This is a genomic window from Pseudomonas capeferrum, assembly GCF_000731675.1.
Taxonomy (GTDB): Bacteria; Pseudomonadota; Gammaproteobacteria; order Pseudomonadales; family Pseudomonadaceae; genus Aquipseudomonas; species Aquipseudomonas capeferrum.
This window is the reverse complement of record NZ_JMIT01000002.1, coordinates 316144-333343: the sequence shown is the minus strand read 5'-3', so window position 1 is coordinate 333343 and position 17200 is coordinate 316144. Positions and strand designations below refer to the sequence as shown.

Here is a 17200-nt window from a genome sequence, read left to right as displayed (position 1 = left end):
ATTCGGTTGAACACGGTTTACAGCTTGGGCTGTAAGGCGCTTGAGGGCAACCTAGTGGCTCGCCAGTTCAGCTTCCATGCGGTCGATGCACTGCTGCATCTGGCTGCGGCACTGCTCGATCAGTGCGGGGATGTCCCGCTGGCTCAAGCCTGCCGTGGCAATCGGCGGCAGCGAGCGCACGATCACCGTTCGCCGCCGCCAGCTGTTCAGGCTCAGGCGCCGGGCATAACGGCTGACGCACACTGGCACGATCGGCACGCCGGCTTCGATGGCCATGTGGAAGGCGCCTTTCTTGAAGGCCAGCAGGTGCTCGTCCGGGTTGCGGGTGCCCTCCGGGAAGATCCAGATCGAGGTGTCGTTATGCAGAACATGCGTGGTCTTTTGCAGTGCCTTGCGCGCCTGGTAGGGGTTCTTGCGGTCGACCAATACGTTGCCGCCCAGCCAGAACAGCTGGCCGAACAACGGGATCCAGCCCAGGCTCTTCTTGCCGATGGCCACAGTGCGCTTCGGCACCACCTGGCCAATGACGAACAGGTCGAAATTGGACTGGTGGTTGGCGACGATGACGCACCCGGGAGGGTGATCGAACAGCGGGCCGACTTCGGCCTTTAGCCGGATACGCATCAGCCAGGTGGCCGGCACGCTATAGAGCCGGGCGAAGAGCCGGCTGTTGTCGGGGTTGAAGGGGCGGCACAGGCCGATCACCAGGCCTATGCCGCCCACCAGCAGAAAATGCAGGCCTAACAGGAGCATGCGCAACGAATAAAGCATGACGAGACTCACACCAGACAGTCGAATTCCAGTGTACGACTGTACACTGGAAGAGGCAAATGTCGGGGTGGGTCTTTGGCTTAACCCATCGGGTTCTGGTCCAGCTCGATGGCTTTATCCAGGGCATCGAGCAGGCCCTTGCGCACCTTGAGCTTGGTGTTCTTGTGCGCGAGCATGTTCAGCTTCTTCAATTCACGGGCAGCGGCCAGCGCTGCTTCGTGCAGTTGCTCGGCCGGCACCACCTTGTCGAGGAAGCCGGCGTCCAGCGCCCCTTGCGGGTCGAAGATCTCGGCATTGATCACCGAGCGGTGGAAGGCCGAGCGGCGCAGGCGGTCACGGGCCAGCTCGATGCCGGCATGGTGCATGGTCATGCCGATCTGCACTTCGTTCAGGCACACCTTGTACGGCCCTTCGACGCCGATGCGGTAGTCGGCCGACAGCAGCAGGAAGGCACCTTTGGCCACGGCATTGCCAGGGCAGGCGACGATCACCGGGAACGGGTGCGACAACAGGCGGCGGGCGAGGGTGGAGCCGGCGGTGACCAGGCTGATCGCTTCTTTGGGGCCGGCGGTCATGACCTTGAGGTCGTAGCCGCCAGAGAGTATGCCCGGTTGCCCGGTGATGATGACCACTGCACGTTCCTGCTTGGCGCGGTCGAGGGCGGTGTTGAAGGCGATGATGACATCCGGCGAGATGGCGTTGACCTTGCCGTTGTTCAGGGTCAGGGTGGCGATGCCGTCTTCGGCGTGGTAGGTAATCAGCTCGCTCATGGCAGAGTCCTTTGGGTGGCGTGCTTGCGACGTTACCCAGCACTGCCTGCCAGGTAAAGCAGCAAGGCTGACTGGCCGGTCAGCGTTTGCCCGGCATGCCTTGGCGCGCCGGGGCAGGGCCTGTGCAGGCGGTAAAAGCGCAGGCGAGAATGGCAGCATTGCCCTGGCGACCTCGGGTTTTCAGTGAATTTGCATAAACGCATGAAATTTCTGAAAAAAATGCTTGCCAAAGAAAAGCTCTTCCACTAAATTAGCGCGCCTCGACAGGCTGAAAGGCTTGAAGAGAAACGGTGAAGTGTCCGAGTGGTCGAAGGAGCACGCCTGGAAAGTGTGTATACGAGAAATCGTATCAAGGGTTCAAATCCCTTCTTCACCGCCACATTCTACAAAAAGCCCCCGCGCTGAAAAGCTCGGGGGCTTTTTGTTTTCACAGCGCTAATGGCGCTGCTGCGTGGCCCCTTGCCATCCTGTGGGGGCGAGTAACCCCGCCCCCACAGGCGGTTGATCAGAAGCTCACGGATGCCGACAAGCGTGCCGTGCGCGGCGCGCCCTGGAACAGGTAGTTGTCCCCCAGGTAATCCCCCACATCGCGCCAGTAGCGTTTATCGAACACGTTATCCACGGTCAACCGCAGCACCGTGTCATACCCCCCGATGCGCGTGCGGTAACGGCTACCCACATCAAAGACGGTATAACCTCCCACCTCGACATTGCCCGCCTGGCTGGCATATTTGCTGGCGCTGTAGCGCGCACCTCCGAGTAACGCCAGGCCCGGTACCGGCAGGCTGTATTCGGCCTGCAGGGCCGCACGCAGCTTGGGCACGTTGATGGCCTGGTGGCCTTCGTAAGCATCGGTCCCGCTGTTTTTTACCCGCGCGCGGATGGCGGCGGCGCTGGCCTGAACCTGCAGGTTCGAGGTCACCCAGCCGCTGGCACCCACCTCCAGGCCGGTGTTCTTCTGTTGGCCTTGCTGGACGTAGGTGAAGTTACCCTCGCCATCCGGGCGTGCGTATTGGTACGCCTGGCGGATCTGGAACAGCGCGGCAGTGAAACTTAATCCCTGCCAGTCACGCTTGATGCCCAGCTCCAGTTGGCGAGACAAGGTCGGGGCGAGGATTTCGGCAGCGTTGCTGGCAAACCAGGGGGCGGTGCCACCGGCCGACAAGCCTTTTGAGTAGCTTGCGTACAGCGTGGTGTCCGGGCTTGGTTTGTAGATGAGCGCAGCGTTAGGAAGCAATTGATACTGTTGAGTATGTCGCCCGGCTTCACCGTCCTCCTTCCATGTTTTCTCGTCGAGGCGTACCTCACGGGCGCCAATCACGGTTTGCCAATGTTCGTTGAACGTGATGCGGTCGCTGATGAACAGGCCATACTGGCGACTGTCGAGGCGACGCTCGCTTGAGCCAATCGGTTTGTCTGATGGCGGTTGAGCTGGCGACCCGCTGTAGATATTTCCAGGATGTTCCAGCAACTCGTTGTAGTAACTGCGTTGATCGAGTGTCCGTCGTTGCGCGCTGGTTCCCAGTGTCAGCTCATTACTAACCCCCATGGTGTCGAAACGACCATTGAGCGTGGCCTGTGCCTCATCTATGCGGCGCGTATCGTCGGGGCTGCGGAAGTCGTAGATGTCGTAATCACCCTCTGGGCTGAAGTGTGACTGCCAGCCATCTTCGCTGCCCCACGCAAACGCGCTGTAATCGTCGATCACCACCTTGCTGCGCGATGCACTCAACGTCCCGGTCCATGTCTCGCTGAAGCGGTATTCGAAGCGCCCACCCAGGTTCAGCGAATCGTTCTGCACCGGCTTGGCCCACTGTTGGTAGGCCAGGCGATCATCCGGGTCGATACCGTGGGGCACCTGCGTGCCGCCGAGCAACTGGTAACCGGGAACCGAGCGCTGCTCGCGGTGCTGGTACTCGGCGTCCAGCTGCAAGGTAGCATCCGGGTTGATCTGCCAGTCAAAGGCCAGCGAGGCGAAGTCGCGCTTGCCGTCGGCATGGTCGACATAGCTGCGGATGTCCTCATGGGCCAGGTTGGCGCGCAGGCCGAACTGCCGCTCACTGCCGAACCAGCCGCCCAGGTCGGTGGCCAGGTAGCGCTCGCCCTGTTCGTTGGTCGACACCGTCACGCTATGCACGTCTTCGGCGCGTTTGGTCACGTAGTTGATCAGCCCGCCAGGCTCCGAAACGCCACTCTGCAGGCCGGACAAGCCCTTGAGCAGCTCCACTTGCTGCTTGTTTTCCAGGGCCACGTTCTGCTCGCCAGCGAGGGTCTGGCCATTGATCCGGTAGCTGCTGGCGGCATTGAGCGCGAAGCCGCGTACGTTGAAGTTTTCGTAATAGCCGATGGGCGCATAGCTTTCACCCACCGAGGCATCGCTTTGCAGCACTTCGCTGAGCTTGCGCACCTGGCGGTCCTCCAGCAGTTGCTGGCTGAACACGCTGACTGAGGCCGGGGTGTCCAGCAGTGGCGCGGCCTGCAAGCCTGCTACCGACGCCTCGCGTACCTGGTAGCCGTCGTCGCCATAGCGGTCGGAAACCCGCAGTGGCTCCAGCATGACGCTGTCTTCGGCAAGACCATGAGGGCAATGCAAGGCCAGGCCCAGGCTGAGCAAGCTCAGGGGCAGGCGGGGGCGAAGCGGGGGCATGCGGGGCTCCTGAAGGCCGGTACGGGCCGTGAAAAAGGCGGCATCTTAACAGTCGCCTTCACCCTGAAACGATCAGGGCCTCGCGATATTCAGTGGTTGCTGGCCGGGCGCTTGTGCTGGCGCCAACTGTCGTCGATCTTCGACCAGGTCTTGCCATCGGTGACGGCCAACAGTTTGCGCCCATCCTTGAAGGTGGCAAGGAAGGTGGCTTCTTGCTCCTTGCCGCCCAGCCAGAGCCCGGCCAGCAACCCCACCGGGCCGGCCACCAGGGCGCCCGCCACACCCCAGCCGAGGGCAGTGCCCAGGCTGCGGCTGGACTCCAGGCTGGCCAACCTGAGGTCGCTGATGCGCGTGAGGGAGATCCGCTCGCCCGGCGAAGGGCTGCGCGGGGTCTTGAGTGTGAGCGATCCGTTGCGATACTCGCCTTCACCTTGCAAGAAATCGCCGGATTGCACCGTGAGTCTTGTCATTGGGTCGTCCTGTCAGAAGGGCATTGTCCAGCGCCTACTGAGCGCTGCCTGCCCTGGCAAGTCAACGGCCAAGCGACGGAGGGTAGTGCGTTGCAGTGTCGCGGCTCAAGCGCTTGCGCTCGGCCAGCGCCCAGGCCAGCAGCGCCACTGTACCGATCACCAGCCCGGCAACGACGATGCCGATCCAGCCTTGGCGCTGGAACAGTTGCGTGCCCAGCAGCGACCCCAGCGCACCGCCGATGAAGTAACAGGTGATGTAGCCGGCATTGAGCCGCGTGCGTGCCTCTGGCCGCAGCGCGATCACCGCATTCTGGTTGCTGACGTGCACCAGTTGCACTGCCAGGTCGAGCATCAGCACCCCCAGCAGCAGGGCCGGCAGCGAGTATTCGGCAAAGCCCAGCGGCACCCACGACAGCAGCAGTACCACCAACCCCACCGTGGTGCCCAGCGAGCCCTTGCCGCGGTCAGCGAGGCGCCCGGCCCAGTTGGCCGACAGTGCCCCCGCCGCGCCGGCAAGGCCGAACAGGCCGATTACCGCATCCGAGTAAAAGTAAGGCTCTTGTGCCAGCAAAAATGCCAGCGGTGTCCAGAACAGCGCGAACAGGCTGAACGCCAACAGGCCGAGCAACGCCCGCAGGCGCAGCACCGGTTCTTCGTAGAACAGGCGGAATACCGAGCCGATCAGCGCCGGGTATTTCAGCCCGGCAGGGTTGTGATGCTGCGGCAAGCTGCGGTACAGGGCCAGGGCAGTGATGGCCATCAGCACGGCGGCCAGTACGTAGATACTGCGCCAGCCCCCCAGTTCAGCCATGAAGCCGGCCGCCGTGCGGGCCAGCAGGATACCCAGCAACAAGCCGCTCATCAGGGTGCCGATCGCGCGCCCGCGCTGATGCGGCTCACTCAGGGTTGCGGCCATGGGTACCAGGATCTGCGCCACCACCGAGAACAGGCCGGTCAGCGCGGTGCCCAGCAGCAACCACGGCAGGTTCGGCGCGCAGGCGCTGATGACCAGGCCGAGGGTGGCGATGGCGGTCATCACAGTGATCAGGCGGCGCTGTTCGAACAGGTCGCCCAGCGGTGCCAGCAACAGCAGGCCGGCGCCGTAGCTGAGCTGGGCGGCGATGACGATGCTGCCGGCGCTGGCGGTACTCAGCCCGAATTGCTGGGCGATGCTGTGCAGCAACGGCTGGGCATAGTAGTTGCTGGCCACGGCCAGGCCGGTGGCGGTGGCCATCAGCAGAATCAGGGCGCGACTGAGGGTTGGGGTGTTCATGGGGATCTCGAGGGCAGGGGGCTTTATTCTAGGGCCGGTAGGGGTAGGGCAGTTGAGTTTTACTGCCCTGCACCCCGCCGCCTTCACCACATCAAGCCGCAAAGCCACCATCGGCCGTCAAACTGGCCCCGGTGATATACCCCGCCTCCGGCCCCGCCAGGTAAGCCACAAAACTGGCAATCTCATCCACCTGCCCATAACGCCCGATCGCCATCAGCGGTATCAGGCTTTCGGCAAACTCGCCGCTGGCCGGGTTCATGTCGGTGTCCACCGGGCCGGGCTGCACGTTGTTGACGGTAATGCCCTGCGGGCCAAGGTCGCGGGCCATGCCCCGGGTCAGCCCCACCAGTGCCGACTTGCTCATGGCATAGGGTGCGCCACCGGCAAACGGCATCCGCTCGGCGTTGGTGCTGCCAATATTGATGATGCGCCCACCCTGGCCCATGTAGCGCACGGCTGCCTGGCTGGCGACGAACACACTGCGCACGTTCACGGCCAGCATGCGGTCGAAATCGGCCAGGTCGAACTCGGCAATCGGCGCCACGGTCAGCACGCCGGCGTTGTTGACCAGGATGTCGAGCCCGCCGAAGGCCTTGGCGGTGTCATCCACCGCCAACTGCACGGCTGCGGCGTCGGCGCTGTCGGCCCGCAGGGCCAGGGCCTGGCCGCCGTTGCCGATGATTTCCTGGGCCAGCTGTTCGGCCGGGCCGGCCGAGCTCACGTAGGTGAAGGCAACCCGTGCGCCTTCGCGGGCCAGGCGGCGGACGATGGCCGCGCCAATGCCACGGGAACCGCCTTGGACCAGGGCAACTTTACCGTCGAGTGGGAGTTGTTTGGACATGCTGATCTCCTGCTGGGAAGCAAGGCCGAATGCCTTGGATGGGCGCAGTATCGGTGGCTAATTACCTGCTGATAAGATGGCAATCACTATCAGCAGAGTAAACCTTTGGTTGTGAATCATGGCCATGGAGTCTTTCAACGCCCTCGAGTGCTTTATCCGTAGCGCCGAGGTTGGCAGTTTTGCCGAGGCTGCCCGCCGTCTGAGCCTCACGCCTGCCGCAGTCGGCAAGCATGTGGCCCAGCTGGAGGCCCGGTTGGGCGTGCGCCTGTTCCAGCGTAGTACCCGCAAGCTGACCCTGACCGAAGCGGGCCAGCGCTTTCTGGGGGAGGTGAGTGACAGCTTTCGCACCATCCAGTATGCCGTGGCCAACCTGGCCAGTGCCGAAGGCCAGCCGGCCGGGTTGCTGCGGGTGAGCATGGGCACGGTGTTCGGGCGGCTCTATGTGTTGCCGCTGCTGGGGGAGTTTTTGCGTCGTTACCCTGCTATCACCCCAGACTGGCATTTCGACAATCGCCAGGTCGATTTGATCGGCCAGGGTTTCGATGCGGCCATTGGGGGTGGTTTCGAGCTGCCATTGGGCGTGGTGGCGCGCAAGTTGACACCCGCCCATCGGGTGCTGGTGGCGGCGCCTGGCTATCTGGACCAGCGCCCACCCATCGATGGCCCGCAGGCGTTGCAGCGCCATGACGGAATCCTGATTCGCTCACCCCAGACCGGACGGGTGCGCTCCTGGCCGCTGACCAGCCGCTGGCAGGAGCAGCAGCCGTTGCTGCTGCGTCAGGCGATGACCATGAGTGATTCGGATGCGGCTTGTGCGGTTGCGCAGCAGGGTTTGGGCATCGCATTGGTCAGTCTGCCGTTTGCGGTACCTTACCTGCAGGCAGGGCGACTGCAGCGGGTGTTGCCGGACTGGTATGTGGACGATGGGCATATCAGCTTGTATTACACCGAGCACAAACTGTTGCCGAGGAAGACGCGGGCGTTCATCGATTTTGTCGTGGAGCAGTTTGCGCAGCAGGGGTTGGCGGGGCAATTCGATGCGTTGCAGCGCCTTTAGATGAATGTTGCCTAGCCCGGCCTTTTCGCGGGGCAAGCCCGCGCCCACAGGTACCGCACAAGTCTTGGGTTAAGTGAAGATGATCTTGTGGGAGCGGGCTTGCCCCGCGAAGAGGCCAGCTCAGACGACCTCACTAATGAACAGAACCAGTGCCCCCAGGCTCACCTCATCATCGACCCGCTTGCCCATCAGCTGTTGCCCCAGCGGCGAGCGTGGTGTAATCACCGTCACAAGCTCGTCCCCGTCGCCAATCTTCAACCCCGCCGCCTCGGGTCCGAGAAACAGCCGGCGCTGCTGGCCATCCTCATCCTCAAGGGTCACCAGATTGCTCACCTGTATACCCCGCAGCGGGTCGTAGTCGCGCAGCAGCAGTTGCTGGTAGATCTGCAGCGCCTGGCGGATCTCGGCCGTGCGGCGCGCCTGGCCGGTGGCGAGGTACGAGGCTTCCAGGCCTAGCGTGTCGTACTTGTTCTCGGCGATGTTCTCTTCGGCGGTGGCGGCTTCGTACGCGGTCTGCGCCGCGCGGCTCAGCACGTCCACGTCATGTTCGAGGGTCGCGACGATGCGCGTGAGAAGCAGGGGCTTGTCCATCTTCAGTAACAGAACTCCAGCACATTGGCCTGGCTTTTATCGGTAGGTGCGGTGCGGTTCTGTTGCAGCCAGAACTGGCACTTGGGGCTGTTGAGGTTGCGCGGGTTACCCTGGGCGGCCTCGGCGGCCTGTTGCCGTTCCTGTTGTTGCAGGATGCCCTTGTAGCGCTCGAACATCTCACCCTGCGCATCCACCGGGGGCGCGGCGGGTTGGCCGAGGGCAGGGGCCAGGGCCTGGGCAACCGGCTGCACCTGCTCGGGCCACAGTTGCACTGCCAGCCACAGGCTCACGGCGATGGCCACGGCGCCCAGCCACAGGCCAATGGCCACGCACAGGGTCAGCTGCAAAGGCTTGAGGGTGATCTTCAGTTCGCGGTGGCGGGGCATGGCGGCCTCCTGGCAGGGTGGGGCGGCGTGCATTGTCGCACGCTGCTGGCGAATTTTACCCGCAGGTGCTTTTGTCGACGACAATTTATCCGCAGAATCCGCGGTTTTCCGCACCATGAGGGGGAGGGCACATGAAGGCCACCTGGGACATCTTTTGCACCGTCGTCGACAATTATGGCGATATCGGCGTGACCTGGCGCCTGGCGCGGCAACTGGTGGACGAGCACGAAATCGCAGTGCGCCTGTGGGTGGACGACCTGAATGCCTTCGTGCCGATGTGCCCCGGGGCCGATGCCGCAGCGTTGCAGCAGTGGCAGCAGGGCGTCGATGTGCGCCAGTGGCCGGCCGAATGGGTGCCGATTGAGCCCGCAGATGTGGTGATCGGCGCCTTCGCCTGCCAGTTGCCGGCGCACTATGTCGAGGCCATGCGCGCCCGGGCGAAGCCGCCTCTGTGGCTGAACCTCGAATACCTCAGCGCCGAGCACTGGGTGGAAGGCTGCCACGGCTTGCCGTCCCCCCAGGCCAACGGCTTGCGCAAGGTGTTCTTCTTCCCCGGCTTTACCGAGAAGACCGGCGGCCTATTGCGCGAGGCCACGCTGCTGGCGCGGCGCCAGGCCTTCGAACAGTCCGCCGAGGCCCGCCAGGCGTTCTTGCAACGGCTTGGTGTGTACCCCGAGGTGCAGGCGCGGCTGATCTCGCTGTTCGCCTATGAAAACACCCAGCTGGGCAATTGGCTGGATGCGTTGGCGGCAGGTAGCCAGCCGACCCACCTGCTGGTGCCGCAAGGGCGCATTCTGGCTGACGTCGGCAGCTGGCTGGGCCAGGCCCGGCTGGAGGTGGGCGATGTGCGCGTACGTGGGGCGCTGACCGTGCAGATTTTGCCGTTCGTCAGCCAGGACGATTATGATCGGTTGCTGTGGAGCTGCGATTTCAATGCCGTGCGCGGCGAAGACTCGTTCGTGCGCGCGCAATGGGCCGGTCGCCCGATGCTGTGGCACATCTACGTGCAGGACGAGAACGCCCATTGGGAAAAGCTCGAAGCGTTCCTTGAGCATTATCGACACGGCCTGTCAGCCGATGCCTCTGCCGCCCTGGTGGCATTGTGGCGTGCCTGGAACATGGACCGTGACGTCGGCCAGGCGTGGCAAGCGGCCCAGCAACACTGGCCAGAACTGCAACAGCATGCCCGTGATTGGGCGGCCCGTCAGGCCACTCGGCCAGACCTTGCCATGGCGCTGGTACAGTTTTACCGAAATTGGCTATGATATGCGGCCTCGATTTTTATAAATCCATCCAGATTCGGATACTTCGCAATGAAAACTGGTAAAGAACTGAAACCCGGTACCGTACTGCGGATCGACAACGACCCGTGGCTGGTGCAAAAAGCTGAGTTCACCAAATCGGGCCGTAACAGCGCGATCATGAAGACCAAGCTGAAGAACCTGCTGACCGGCTACAAGACCGAAACCGTATACGGTGCGGACGACAAGCTGGACGATGTGATCCTGGATCGCAAAGAAGCGACCCTGTCGTTCATCAGCGGTGACACGTACACCTTCATGGACACCACCGACTATTCCATGTACGAGCTGAACGCCGAGGATATCGAAGCCGTTCTGCCGTTCATCGAAGAAGGCATGGAAGACATCTGCGAAGCCGTCTTCTTCGAAGGCCGCCTGGTGTCGGTAGAACTGCCGACCACCATCGTGCGCCAGGTTGACTACACCGAAGGTTCCGCTCGCGGCGACACTTCGGGCAAGGTCATGAAACCTGCCAAGCTGAAGAACGGTACTGAGCTCAGCGTTGCTGACTTCATCGAAATCGGCGACCTGATCGAGATCGATACCCGTGAAGGCGGTTCGTACAAAGGCCGCGCCAAGAAGTAAGTGTTCTTGAGATGCAGCAAAAAACCCGGCCTCGGCCGGGTTTTTTTATACCTGTGTTCAGACCGTTACATGCAGCCTTACATCCACATTGCCGCGGGTGGCATTGGAGTAAGGGCAGACCTTGTGCGCCTTCTCCACCAGCCCTTCGGCATCGGCTTGGGCCAGGCCTGGCAGGTTGATGTGCAGGTCGATGTCCAGGCCGAAACCACCCTCAATCTGGCCAATGCCCACCTTGGCAGTGATCGAGGCATCTGCTGGCAGGGCTTTCTTCTCTTGCCCGGCAACAAACTTCAGGGCACCGATGAAGCAGGCCGAGTAGCCGGCAGCGAACATCTGCTCTGGGTTGGTGCCTTCACCCCCCGCGCCGCCCAATTCCTTGGGGGTGCTCAGCTTGACCTCCAGCTTGCCGTCGCTGGAGCGGGATTTGCCGTCGCGCCCGCCGGTGGAGGTGGCTTCGGCGATGTACAGCGGAGTGACCTTTTGCATCTTGAGCCTCGCTAACGTGCTGTGCGCGACCTGGGGTGAGGTGGCGCTGGGTGGGTATGGGATTTAAATTAGCGCGCAATTAGTTTGCGCGCAAGATAAATAATCACCGCTCATCCGAACGGCCATCTCACAGCATAGCGCTCAGAGGTTTTTCTGCAGGTTTTCGCGCAGGTCCAGCAGGTCGGCTTGCAGCTGTTGCAGGCGCTGCAAGCTGCGCCCGCTGGCCTTGAGGATGCACGGTGGCACCTGTTTGGCCTGTTGCTGCAGGTCGCGGCCCTTGTCGGTCAACTGCACCAATACCACCCGTTCGTCCTCGCGGCTGCGGGTGCGCTTGAGCAGGCCTTCGCTTTCCAGGCGCTTGAGCAGCGGGGTCAGCGAGCCAGGGTCGGTGAGCAGGTGCTGGCTGATCTCGCCCACGGTCAGGCCGTCGCGCTCCCATAGCACCAGCATCGCCAAGTATTGCGGGTAGGTCAGGCCCAGCGCCTGCAGCAGCGGTTTGTAGACCTTGGTCATCAGCAACGAGGTTGAATGCAGGGCGAAGCAGACCTGGTTGTCCAGCAGCAGCTCGTCACAGGAGGCTTGGGTGTCGGCGTTCATGCAGGTCCTTGGAATCATCAATGGGAAAATCTAGCACGCTGATCATCAGTGCGTTCACTGCCAGCGCAGTTCACTGCGCAGCGCCAGGTCCCAGGGTGGAATGGGGCTGAAACGGCTCTTGAGAAATTCGAGCAGCAAACGGCTGCGAGAGTTCGTTTCATGTGCAAGGCGCAGCGCATAAATACCGCTGCTCTCGGCTGCCGGCAGGCCGCCGTCGCAGAACAGCGCAATCAGTTCGCCGCGCAGCAGGTATTCGCTGATCAGCCAGGTGGGCAGGTGGGCGACGCCTAAACCGGCCAGGGCGCCAAACAGCAGGGTTTCGGCGTTGTTGGCGGCCATGCGCATGCGTGTTGGCCGATACAGTCGGGCCTGGCCCGCCACGTTGAAGCGCCAGGCGAAAGGTGGTGCCAGGCCGTCCCAGTCCAGGCCGTCATGTTCAGGCAGTTCGCTGGGGCACGCCGGTACGCCACGGCTGGCCAAGTAGGCTGGGCTGGCGCAGGCGATGCGCACCATGTACGCCAGCGGCGTGGCCACCAGGCGGGTGTCGGCCAGGGGACCTGCGCGCAACACCAGGTCGACCTCGCCCAGGTGGCTGCCGTGCAGGTCGACGAAGCTGTCGATCAGGCGCAGGTGTACGTCCAGCCCCGGGTACGCCACCAGAAAGTCGGCGATGGCCGGGGCCAGGTGGCGGCGGCCGAACGCGGCGGGGGCGTCGATGCGGATCAAGCCTTCCGGGGCGCTGCTCAGTGACACGGCTTCGGCGCGGGCCAGGCGCAGTTCCTCGATGATACGCCGTGCGCGCTCGGCAAAGGCATTGCCGGCCGGTGTAGCACGCACCGCGTGAGTGCTGCGGGTGAACAGGCGGCTGCCCACCGCGTTTTCCAGGTTGTCGATGCGCCGGGCCACGGCCGAGGGCGTCAGCGGGTGGCGCCGAGCGGCGGCGGAAAAACTGCCGGTTTCCAGCACATCAAGGAACAGGCTGAGTTGGTCGGTAAGGATGTCAGGGCTCATGGCGGCTCGGCTTTGCAGAAAACGCACAGCCATTGTGCGCTGCTGTGCGTTTCCCCACCAGCCCCGACTCGGTAGCATGCGCCCATTGCTAAAGAACGGCACAAGAGGCCCTGATGATCGAGTGGTTGTTGTATATCGTGCTGGGCGCAGCCCTGGGCACCATGGGCGGTTTGTTCGGCATCGGCGGTGGGCTGATTGCCATCCCGGCGCTGGGCGTGTTGTTCGGGCTGGACCAACAGCTGGCGCAGGGCACTGCGTTGGTCATGGTGGTACCGAATGTGTTGCTGGCGCTGTGGCGCTACCACCAGCGCAATCGCATCGAACTGCGCCATGCGCTGCCGTTGGCGTTGTGCAGTTTGCTGTTCGCCTGGCTGGGTTCGATCTGGGCGGTGGGCATAGATGCCCAGGCCATGCGCCTGGGGTTTGTCGGCTTTCTGGTGGCGCTGGCCATCTGGAACGTGGCGCGGATGTTCTTGAGGGTTGCGCCGCCAAGCCCTGAAATGCGCTATGCCTGGCCATGGCTGGGGGTGCTGGGCAGCTTTGCCGGAACCCTGGGTGGGCTGTTCGGGGTGGGGGGCGCGGTGGTTGCGACGCCGATACTGACCAGTGTGTTCGGCACCACGCAGGTGGTGGCGCAAGGGCTCTCGCTGGCATTGGCGGCGCCCAGTACGGCGGTGACTCTGCTGACGTATGGCGTGCACCAGAGTGTCGATTGGGCGGTGGGGATACCCTTGGCGGTGGGTGGGTTGCTCAGCATCAGCTGGGGCGTGAGGTTGGCGCATGCCTTGCCAGAGAAAGTGCTGCGGGCGATGTTTTGTGTGTTTCTGGTGGTGTGTGCGGTGATGCTGGGGTTTGAGCTTTGAGCTTTGGGGGCCGCGGTGCGGCCCTTTCGCGACGCAAGGCCGCTCCTACTTGAAGCCTTCGACGATGTAGTCGGCCATGCAATCGGTGATCGGCGAAGGGTTCTGCGTACTGCGTACCAACATCACATTGGCAACCGGTAACTGCGGCAACCCATCGTTTTCGCCGAGAATCCGGATATTGCCGCCCACCAGGCTCTGCAACTGCGCCGTTACTGCCAGCCCCGCCGTGACGATGGCAAAGATCGCCGCCAGGCTGGGGCTGGTATAGGCAATGCGGTAGTCGATGCCCTGTGCCTCCAGCGCATTGCAGGTCCAGGCGCGGCAAAAACAGTCGGTATTGAACAGCGCCACCGGCATGGGCCGTTGCTCCTGTGGGCAAAAACCTTCGGCCGCAGCCCACACCAGGCGCTCCTGGCGCAGCAACTGGCCAACTTCGTTGCCCGGCTCGCGGGTGACGATGGTCAGGTCCAGGTCCTGGCGCAGCATCAACTGCTTTGACGAGTCGCAATGCACCTCCACCTGCACCAGCGGGTAGGCCTGGGCAAAACTCGACAGGATGGTCGGCAGAAAGCGCATGGCGTAGTCGTCCGGCGTGCCGATGCGCACTACCCCGACCATGTGCGGCATGCGCAAGGTATTGAACACTTCCCCGTGCAGCTTGAGGATGCGCCTGGCGTAGCCGAGCAGTACCTGCCCCTCGGCGGTAAGGCGTACCTGGCGGCCATCGCGCTCGAACAGCTGGCGCTGCAGGATATCTTCCTCCAGGCGTTTCATCTGCATGCTCACCGCCGACTGGGTGCGGTTGACCACCTCGCCGGCGCGCGTGAAGCCGCCTTGTTCGGCAATGGCGACGAAAGTGCGCAACACGTCGGCATCGAGACTTTGATACTGGGACATAGCATCAATCTCCGAGATGCATGGCATCAGAAACATTCGTTGGATTGATCTTAAGCCCGGCGTGAGACTGGAGCCATCAACACGGAGGGCTTCACGATGAAAGGTCATGTCAGCAGCATTCAGCAACCAGTCGTCTCACTGAACCACCTGTGGCATGCAGCGCTGCAGCGCCCGGCGCGCTGGCTCGAGCTGTACCGTCAGCGTCGGGAACTGGCCCGGCTCAGCGATGCGACATTGCACGATCTGGGGTTGAGCCGGGCGGATATCCAGCAAGAGGCCGAGCGGCATTTCTGGGATGATCCGCTGCGTAAATGACGGCGCCCGAACCTCAGCGCCGAACCTGCTTGAGGGTTTCGGCAATCAGAAACGCCAATTCCAACGACTGGTCGGCGTTCATCCGCGGGTCGCAATGGGTATGGTAGCGGTCCGACAAGCCATCCTCGGTAATCGGCCGGGCACCACCGATGCACTCGGTGACGTTCTGCCCGGTCATTTCGATATGGATACCGCCGGCATGGCTGCCTTCGGCCTGGTGCACCTGGAAGAACTGCTTCACCTCATCGAGAATCTGCGCAAAGTCGCGAGTCTTGTAGCCGCTGCTGGCCTTGATGGTGTTGCCGTGCATCGGGTCGGAGCTCCACAGCACCTTGCGGCCTTCGCGCTCGACGGTGCGGATCAGCCCTGGCAGATGGTCGCCAACCTTGTTGGCCCCCATGCGCACGATCAGGTTCAGGCGGCCAGGGTCATTGCTTGGGTTGAGGGTGTCGATCAGGCGGATCAACTCCTCGGGGTTCATGCTTGGGCCAACCTTGACCCCGATCGGGTTATGCACGCCACGCAGGAACTCCACATGGGCGCCATCGAGCTGGCGCGTGCGGTCGCCGATCCACAGCATGTGCGCCGAGCAGTCGTAGTAGTCGCCGGTCAGGCTGTCCTGACGCACGAACGCTTCCTCATAATTGAGCAGCAACGCTTCGTGGGCGGTGAAGAAGCTGGTCTCGCGCAGTTGCGGCGCGCTGTCCAGCCCGCAGGCCCGCATGAAGGCCAGGGTCTCGTCGATGCGGTTGGCCAGCTGATGGTACTTGTCGGCCAGCGCCGAGTTGGCGATGAAGTCCAGGTTCCATTTGTGCACCTGGTGCAGGTCGGCAAAGCCGCCCTGGGCAAAGGCGCGTAACAGGTTGAGGCTGGCGGTGGCCTGGTGGTAGGCCTGCAGCAGGCGGTCCGGGTCGGGGATGCGGCTTTTTTCGTCGAAACCGATGCCGTTGACGATGTCGCCACGGTAGGCGGGCAGGGTGACGTTGCCAATGGTTTCGTCGCCCGAGGAGCGTGGCTTGGCAAATTGCCCGGCCATGCGCCCGACCTTGACCACCGGGCAGCCGGCAGCAAAGGTCATGACAATGGCCATCTGCAGCAGCACCTTGAAGGTGTCGCGGATCTTCGCCGCCGAAAACTCGGCAAAGCTCTCGGCGCAGTCGCCGCCCTGCAGCAGGAAGGCGCGGCCTTCGGTCACCTCGGCGAACTGCCGGCGCAGCTCGCGCGCCTCGCCTGCGAACACCAGTGGCGGGTAGCTGGCCAGGGTCTGCTCGACCTTGAGCAAGTGCGCGGCGTCGGGGTAGGTCGGTTGCTGCTGGATCGGCAGGGCACGCCAGCTGTCAGGGCTCCACGGTGCGTTCATCTCGGGCTCGATGTTGTCGGTTATAGGCTTTTGGCCATGGTAACAGTTGCCGTCGTGCTTGTTGCATCGGGGGTGTTGGCGGACAATGCGCGTTTTTGCACGGGCGAGTGGCGAACATGACGGCGGAACGGGAAGAGCGGCTACTGGCACGGGTCGAAGATGCCTTTGGCGTCATCAGCGTGTACGAGGTGGACGACTACCGTTTTCTCGAATTCGGCGATGCCATCGAGCAGAGCTGCGTGTTCACCGCCGACCCGAGCTGGCTGGAATATGACTACACCCGCGCCATGCTGGTCGGTGCGCTGTGCCACGAGCAGCCAGAGAGTGCGCTGTTTCTGGGCCTTGGCGCGGGTACGCTGACGCAGGCGTGCATGAAGTTCCTGCCGCTGGAGGACATCGAGGCCATCGAGCTGCGCGCGGACGTGCCGCGCCTGGCCATGGAATACCTGGGCCTGGACGATGACCCGCGCCTTTACGTGCGGGTGGGAGATGCCCTCGAACTGCTGCCCAGCGCCGAAAAGGCCGACCTGGTTTTCGTCGACCTCTATACCGACCACGGCCCGGGTGTCGGGCACCTGGCCTGGACATTCCTGGAAAACTGCCAGAAGCAGCTCAACCCAGGCGGTTGGCTGGTGATCAACCAATGGGCCTGCGATGACGGCAAGCCGCTGGGCGCGGCGCTGCTGCGCGGGTTGTACCACCGCCATTACTGGGAGCTGCCGGTGAAGGAGGGTAATGTGATCCTGCTGGTGCCGGCGGACTTGGAACAGATGCTGGACCTGGACGGTTTGCGGGCGCGGGCCGAGGCGCTGACGCCGCAGTTGGGCTATAGCCTGGCCAGCCTGATCCGTGAGATCCGGCCGGCGACCTGAAGGCCGGTAGCGTAGGGTAGGCAGGAATCGATTCAGCCTGCGGTTGGCTGATGGCGCGATACTGGCCCTTGCCCCCGAAAATTTTCCTCACGTAACCCGTTAATTCG

General features: G+C 63.1%; 19 protein-coding genes and 1 tRNA gene. 7 read left to right on the top strand and 13 right to left on the bottom strand.

Features of this window, described 5'->3' with window-relative positions; all coding sequences use genetic code 11:
* Positions 1 to 51 precede the first annotated feature (51 nt).
* The gene (locus tag PC358_RS14030; RefSeq protein ID WP_033700632.1) at positions 52 to 771 is read right to left on the bottom strand and encodes a lysophospholipid acyltransferase family protein; all 720 of its coding nucleotides are present in this window, start codon (positions 769 to 771) and stop codon (positions 52 to 54) included.
* Positions 772 to 851: 80 nt separating this feature from the next.
* Positions 852 to 1541 carry a crotonase/enoyl-CoA hydratase family protein gene (locus PC358_RS14025; RefSeq protein WP_033700631.1) on the bottom strand — a complete coding sequence of 230 codons (690 nt, stop codon included), beginning with the start codon at positions 1539 to 1541 and terminating at the stop codon, positions 852 to 854.
* Positions 1542 to 1830: 289 nt separating this feature from the next.
* On the opposite strand from PC358_RS14025, the gene PC358_RS14020 reads away from it, so the two are divergent.
* Positions 1831 to 1920 (top strand) — tRNA-Ser (locus PC358_RS14020).
* Between the two features lie 126 nt (positions 1921 to 2046).
* Here PC358_RS14020 and PC358_RS14015 read toward each other — a convergent pair.
* The 4 genes from PC358_RS14015 to PC358_RS14000 form a co-directional block, all read right to left on the bottom strand.
* Complete coding sequence (locus tag PC358_RS14015; protein WP_033700630.1) at positions 2047 to 4188, bottom strand: TonB-dependent siderophore receptor; 2142 nt, start codon at positions 4186 to 4188, stop codon at positions 2047 to 2049.
* Between the two features lie 89 nt (positions 4189 to 4277).
* Positions 4278 to 4658 carry a hypothetical protein gene (locus tag PC358_RS14010; RefSeq protein ID WP_033700629.1) on the bottom strand — a complete coding sequence of 127 codons (381 nt, stop codon included), beginning with the start codon at positions 4656 to 4658 and terminating at the stop codon, positions 4278 to 4280.
* 61 nt (positions 4659 to 4719) lie between these two features.
* The gene (locus PC358_RS14005) at positions 4720 to 5931 is read right to left on the bottom strand and encodes an MFS transporter (RefSeq protein WP_033700628.1); all 1212 of its coding nucleotides are present in this window, start codon (positions 5929 to 5931) and stop codon (positions 4720 to 4722) included.
* Positions 5932 to 6022: 91 nt separating this feature from the next.
* The gene (locus tag PC358_RS14000; RefSeq protein ID WP_033700627.1) at positions 6023 to 6772 is read right to left on the bottom strand and encodes a 3-oxoacyl-ACP reductase family protein; all 750 of its coding nucleotides are present in this window, start codon (positions 6770 to 6772) and stop codon (positions 6023 to 6025) included.
* Between the two features lie 118 nt (positions 6773 to 6890).
* On the opposite strand from PC358_RS14000, the gene PC358_RS13995 reads away from it, so the two are divergent.
* Positions 6891 to 7829, top strand: coding sequence for a LysR family transcriptional regulator (locus PC358_RS13995; protein ID WP_033700626.1), 939 nt, complete (start codon positions 6891 to 6893; stop codon positions 7827 to 7829).
* 120 nt (positions 7830 to 7949) lie between these two features.
* On the opposite strand, the gene PC358_RS13990 is transcribed toward PC358_RS13995, so the two are convergent.
* Both PC358_RS13990 and PC358_RS13985 read right to left on the bottom strand, forming a co-directional pair.
* Positions 7950 to 8420, bottom strand: a complete 471-nt coding sequence (locus tag PC358_RS13990) for a GreA/GreB family elongation factor (RefSeq protein ID WP_033700625.1) — start codon at positions 8418 to 8420, stop codon at positions 7950 to 7952.
* Positions 8421 to 8422: 2 nt separating this feature from the next.
* Positions 8423 to 8806: a hypothetical protein gene (locus tag PC358_RS13985; protein ID WP_033700624.1), complete on the bottom strand. Its 384-nt coding sequence runs from the start codon at positions 8804 to 8806 to the stop codon at positions 8423 to 8425.
* 131 nt (positions 8807 to 8937) lie between these two features.
* On the opposite strand from PC358_RS13985, the gene earP reads away from it, so the two are divergent.
* A complete protein-coding gene (gene earP / locus PC358_RS13980) occupies positions 8938 to 10071 on the top strand; it encodes an elongation factor P maturation arginine rhamnosyltransferase EarP (protein ID WP_033700623.1) in 1134 nt (377 codons plus the stop codon).
* A 48-nt stretch (positions 10072 to 10119) separates the two neighbouring features.
* Positions 10120 to 10692 (top strand): elongation factor P, encoded by a 573-nt coding sequence (locus PC358_RS13975; RefSeq protein WP_033700622.1) that lies wholly within the window; start codon positions 10120 to 10122, stop codon positions 10690 to 10692.
* 57 nt (positions 10693 to 10749) lie between these two features.
* Here PC358_RS13975 and PC358_RS13970 read toward each other — a convergent pair whose 3' ends face one another.
* The 3 genes from PC358_RS13970 to PC358_RS13960 form a co-directional block, all read right to left on the bottom strand.
* Entirely contained in the window at positions 10750 to 11178 is a 429-nt protein-coding gene (locus PC358_RS13970) for an organic hydroperoxide resistance protein (protein WP_033700621.1), read from the bottom strand.
* A 141-nt stretch (positions 11179 to 11319) separates the two neighbouring features.
* Positions 11320 to 11775: a MarR family winged helix-turn-helix transcriptional regulator gene (locus tag PC358_RS13965; RefSeq protein ID WP_033700620.1), complete on the bottom strand. Its 456-nt coding sequence runs from the start codon at positions 11773 to 11775 to the stop codon at positions 11320 to 11322.
* A 54-nt stretch (positions 11776 to 11829) separates the two neighbouring features.
* Positions 11830 to 12786: a LysR family transcriptional regulator gene (locus PC358_RS13960; protein WP_033700619.1), complete on the bottom strand. Its 957-nt coding sequence runs from the start codon at positions 12784 to 12786 to the stop codon at positions 11830 to 11832.
* Positions 12787 to 12899: 113 nt separating this feature from the next.
* On the opposite strand from PC358_RS13960, the gene PC358_RS13955 reads away from it, so the two are divergent.
* Positions 12900 to 13649: a sulfite exporter TauE/SafE family protein gene (locus PC358_RS13955; protein ID WP_033700618.1), complete on the top strand. Its 750-nt coding sequence runs from the start codon at positions 12900 to 12902 to the stop codon at positions 13647 to 13649.
* Between the two features lie 45 nt (positions 13650 to 13694).
* Here the strand turns inward: PC358_RS13955 and PC358_RS13950 are convergent, their stop codons facing one another.
* Positions 13695 to 14546 (bottom strand): LysR substrate-binding domain-containing protein, encoded by an 852-nt coding sequence (locus tag PC358_RS13950; RefSeq protein WP_033701497.1) that lies wholly within the window; start codon positions 14544 to 14546, stop codon positions 13695 to 13697.
* Between the two features lie 96 nt (positions 14547 to 14642).
* Here PC358_RS13950 and PC358_RS13945 point away from each other — a divergent pair, with 96 nt between their 5' ends.
* On the top strand, positions 14643 to 14861 hold the full coding sequence (locus PC358_RS13945) for a DUF1127 domain-containing protein (RefSeq protein WP_033700617.1): 219 nt from the start codon (positions 14643 to 14645) through the stop codon (positions 14859 to 14861).
* 13 nt (positions 14862 to 14874) lie between these two features.
* Here PC358_RS13945 and PC358_RS13940 read toward each other — a convergent pair whose 3' ends face one another.
* Entirely contained in the window at positions 14875 to 16221 is a 1347-nt protein-coding gene (locus PC358_RS13940; RefSeq protein ID WP_033700615.1) for a class II 3-deoxy-7-phosphoheptulonate synthase, read from the bottom strand.
* Between the two features lie 116 nt (positions 16222 to 16337).
* Here PC358_RS13940 and PC358_RS13935 point away from each other — a divergent pair, with 116 nt between their 5' ends.
* On the top strand, positions 16338 to 17093 hold the full coding sequence (locus PC358_RS13935) for a spermidine synthase (RefSeq protein WP_033700614.1): 756 nt from the start codon (positions 16338 to 16340) through the stop codon (positions 17091 to 17093).
* Positions 17094 to 17200 lie beyond the last annotated feature (107 nt).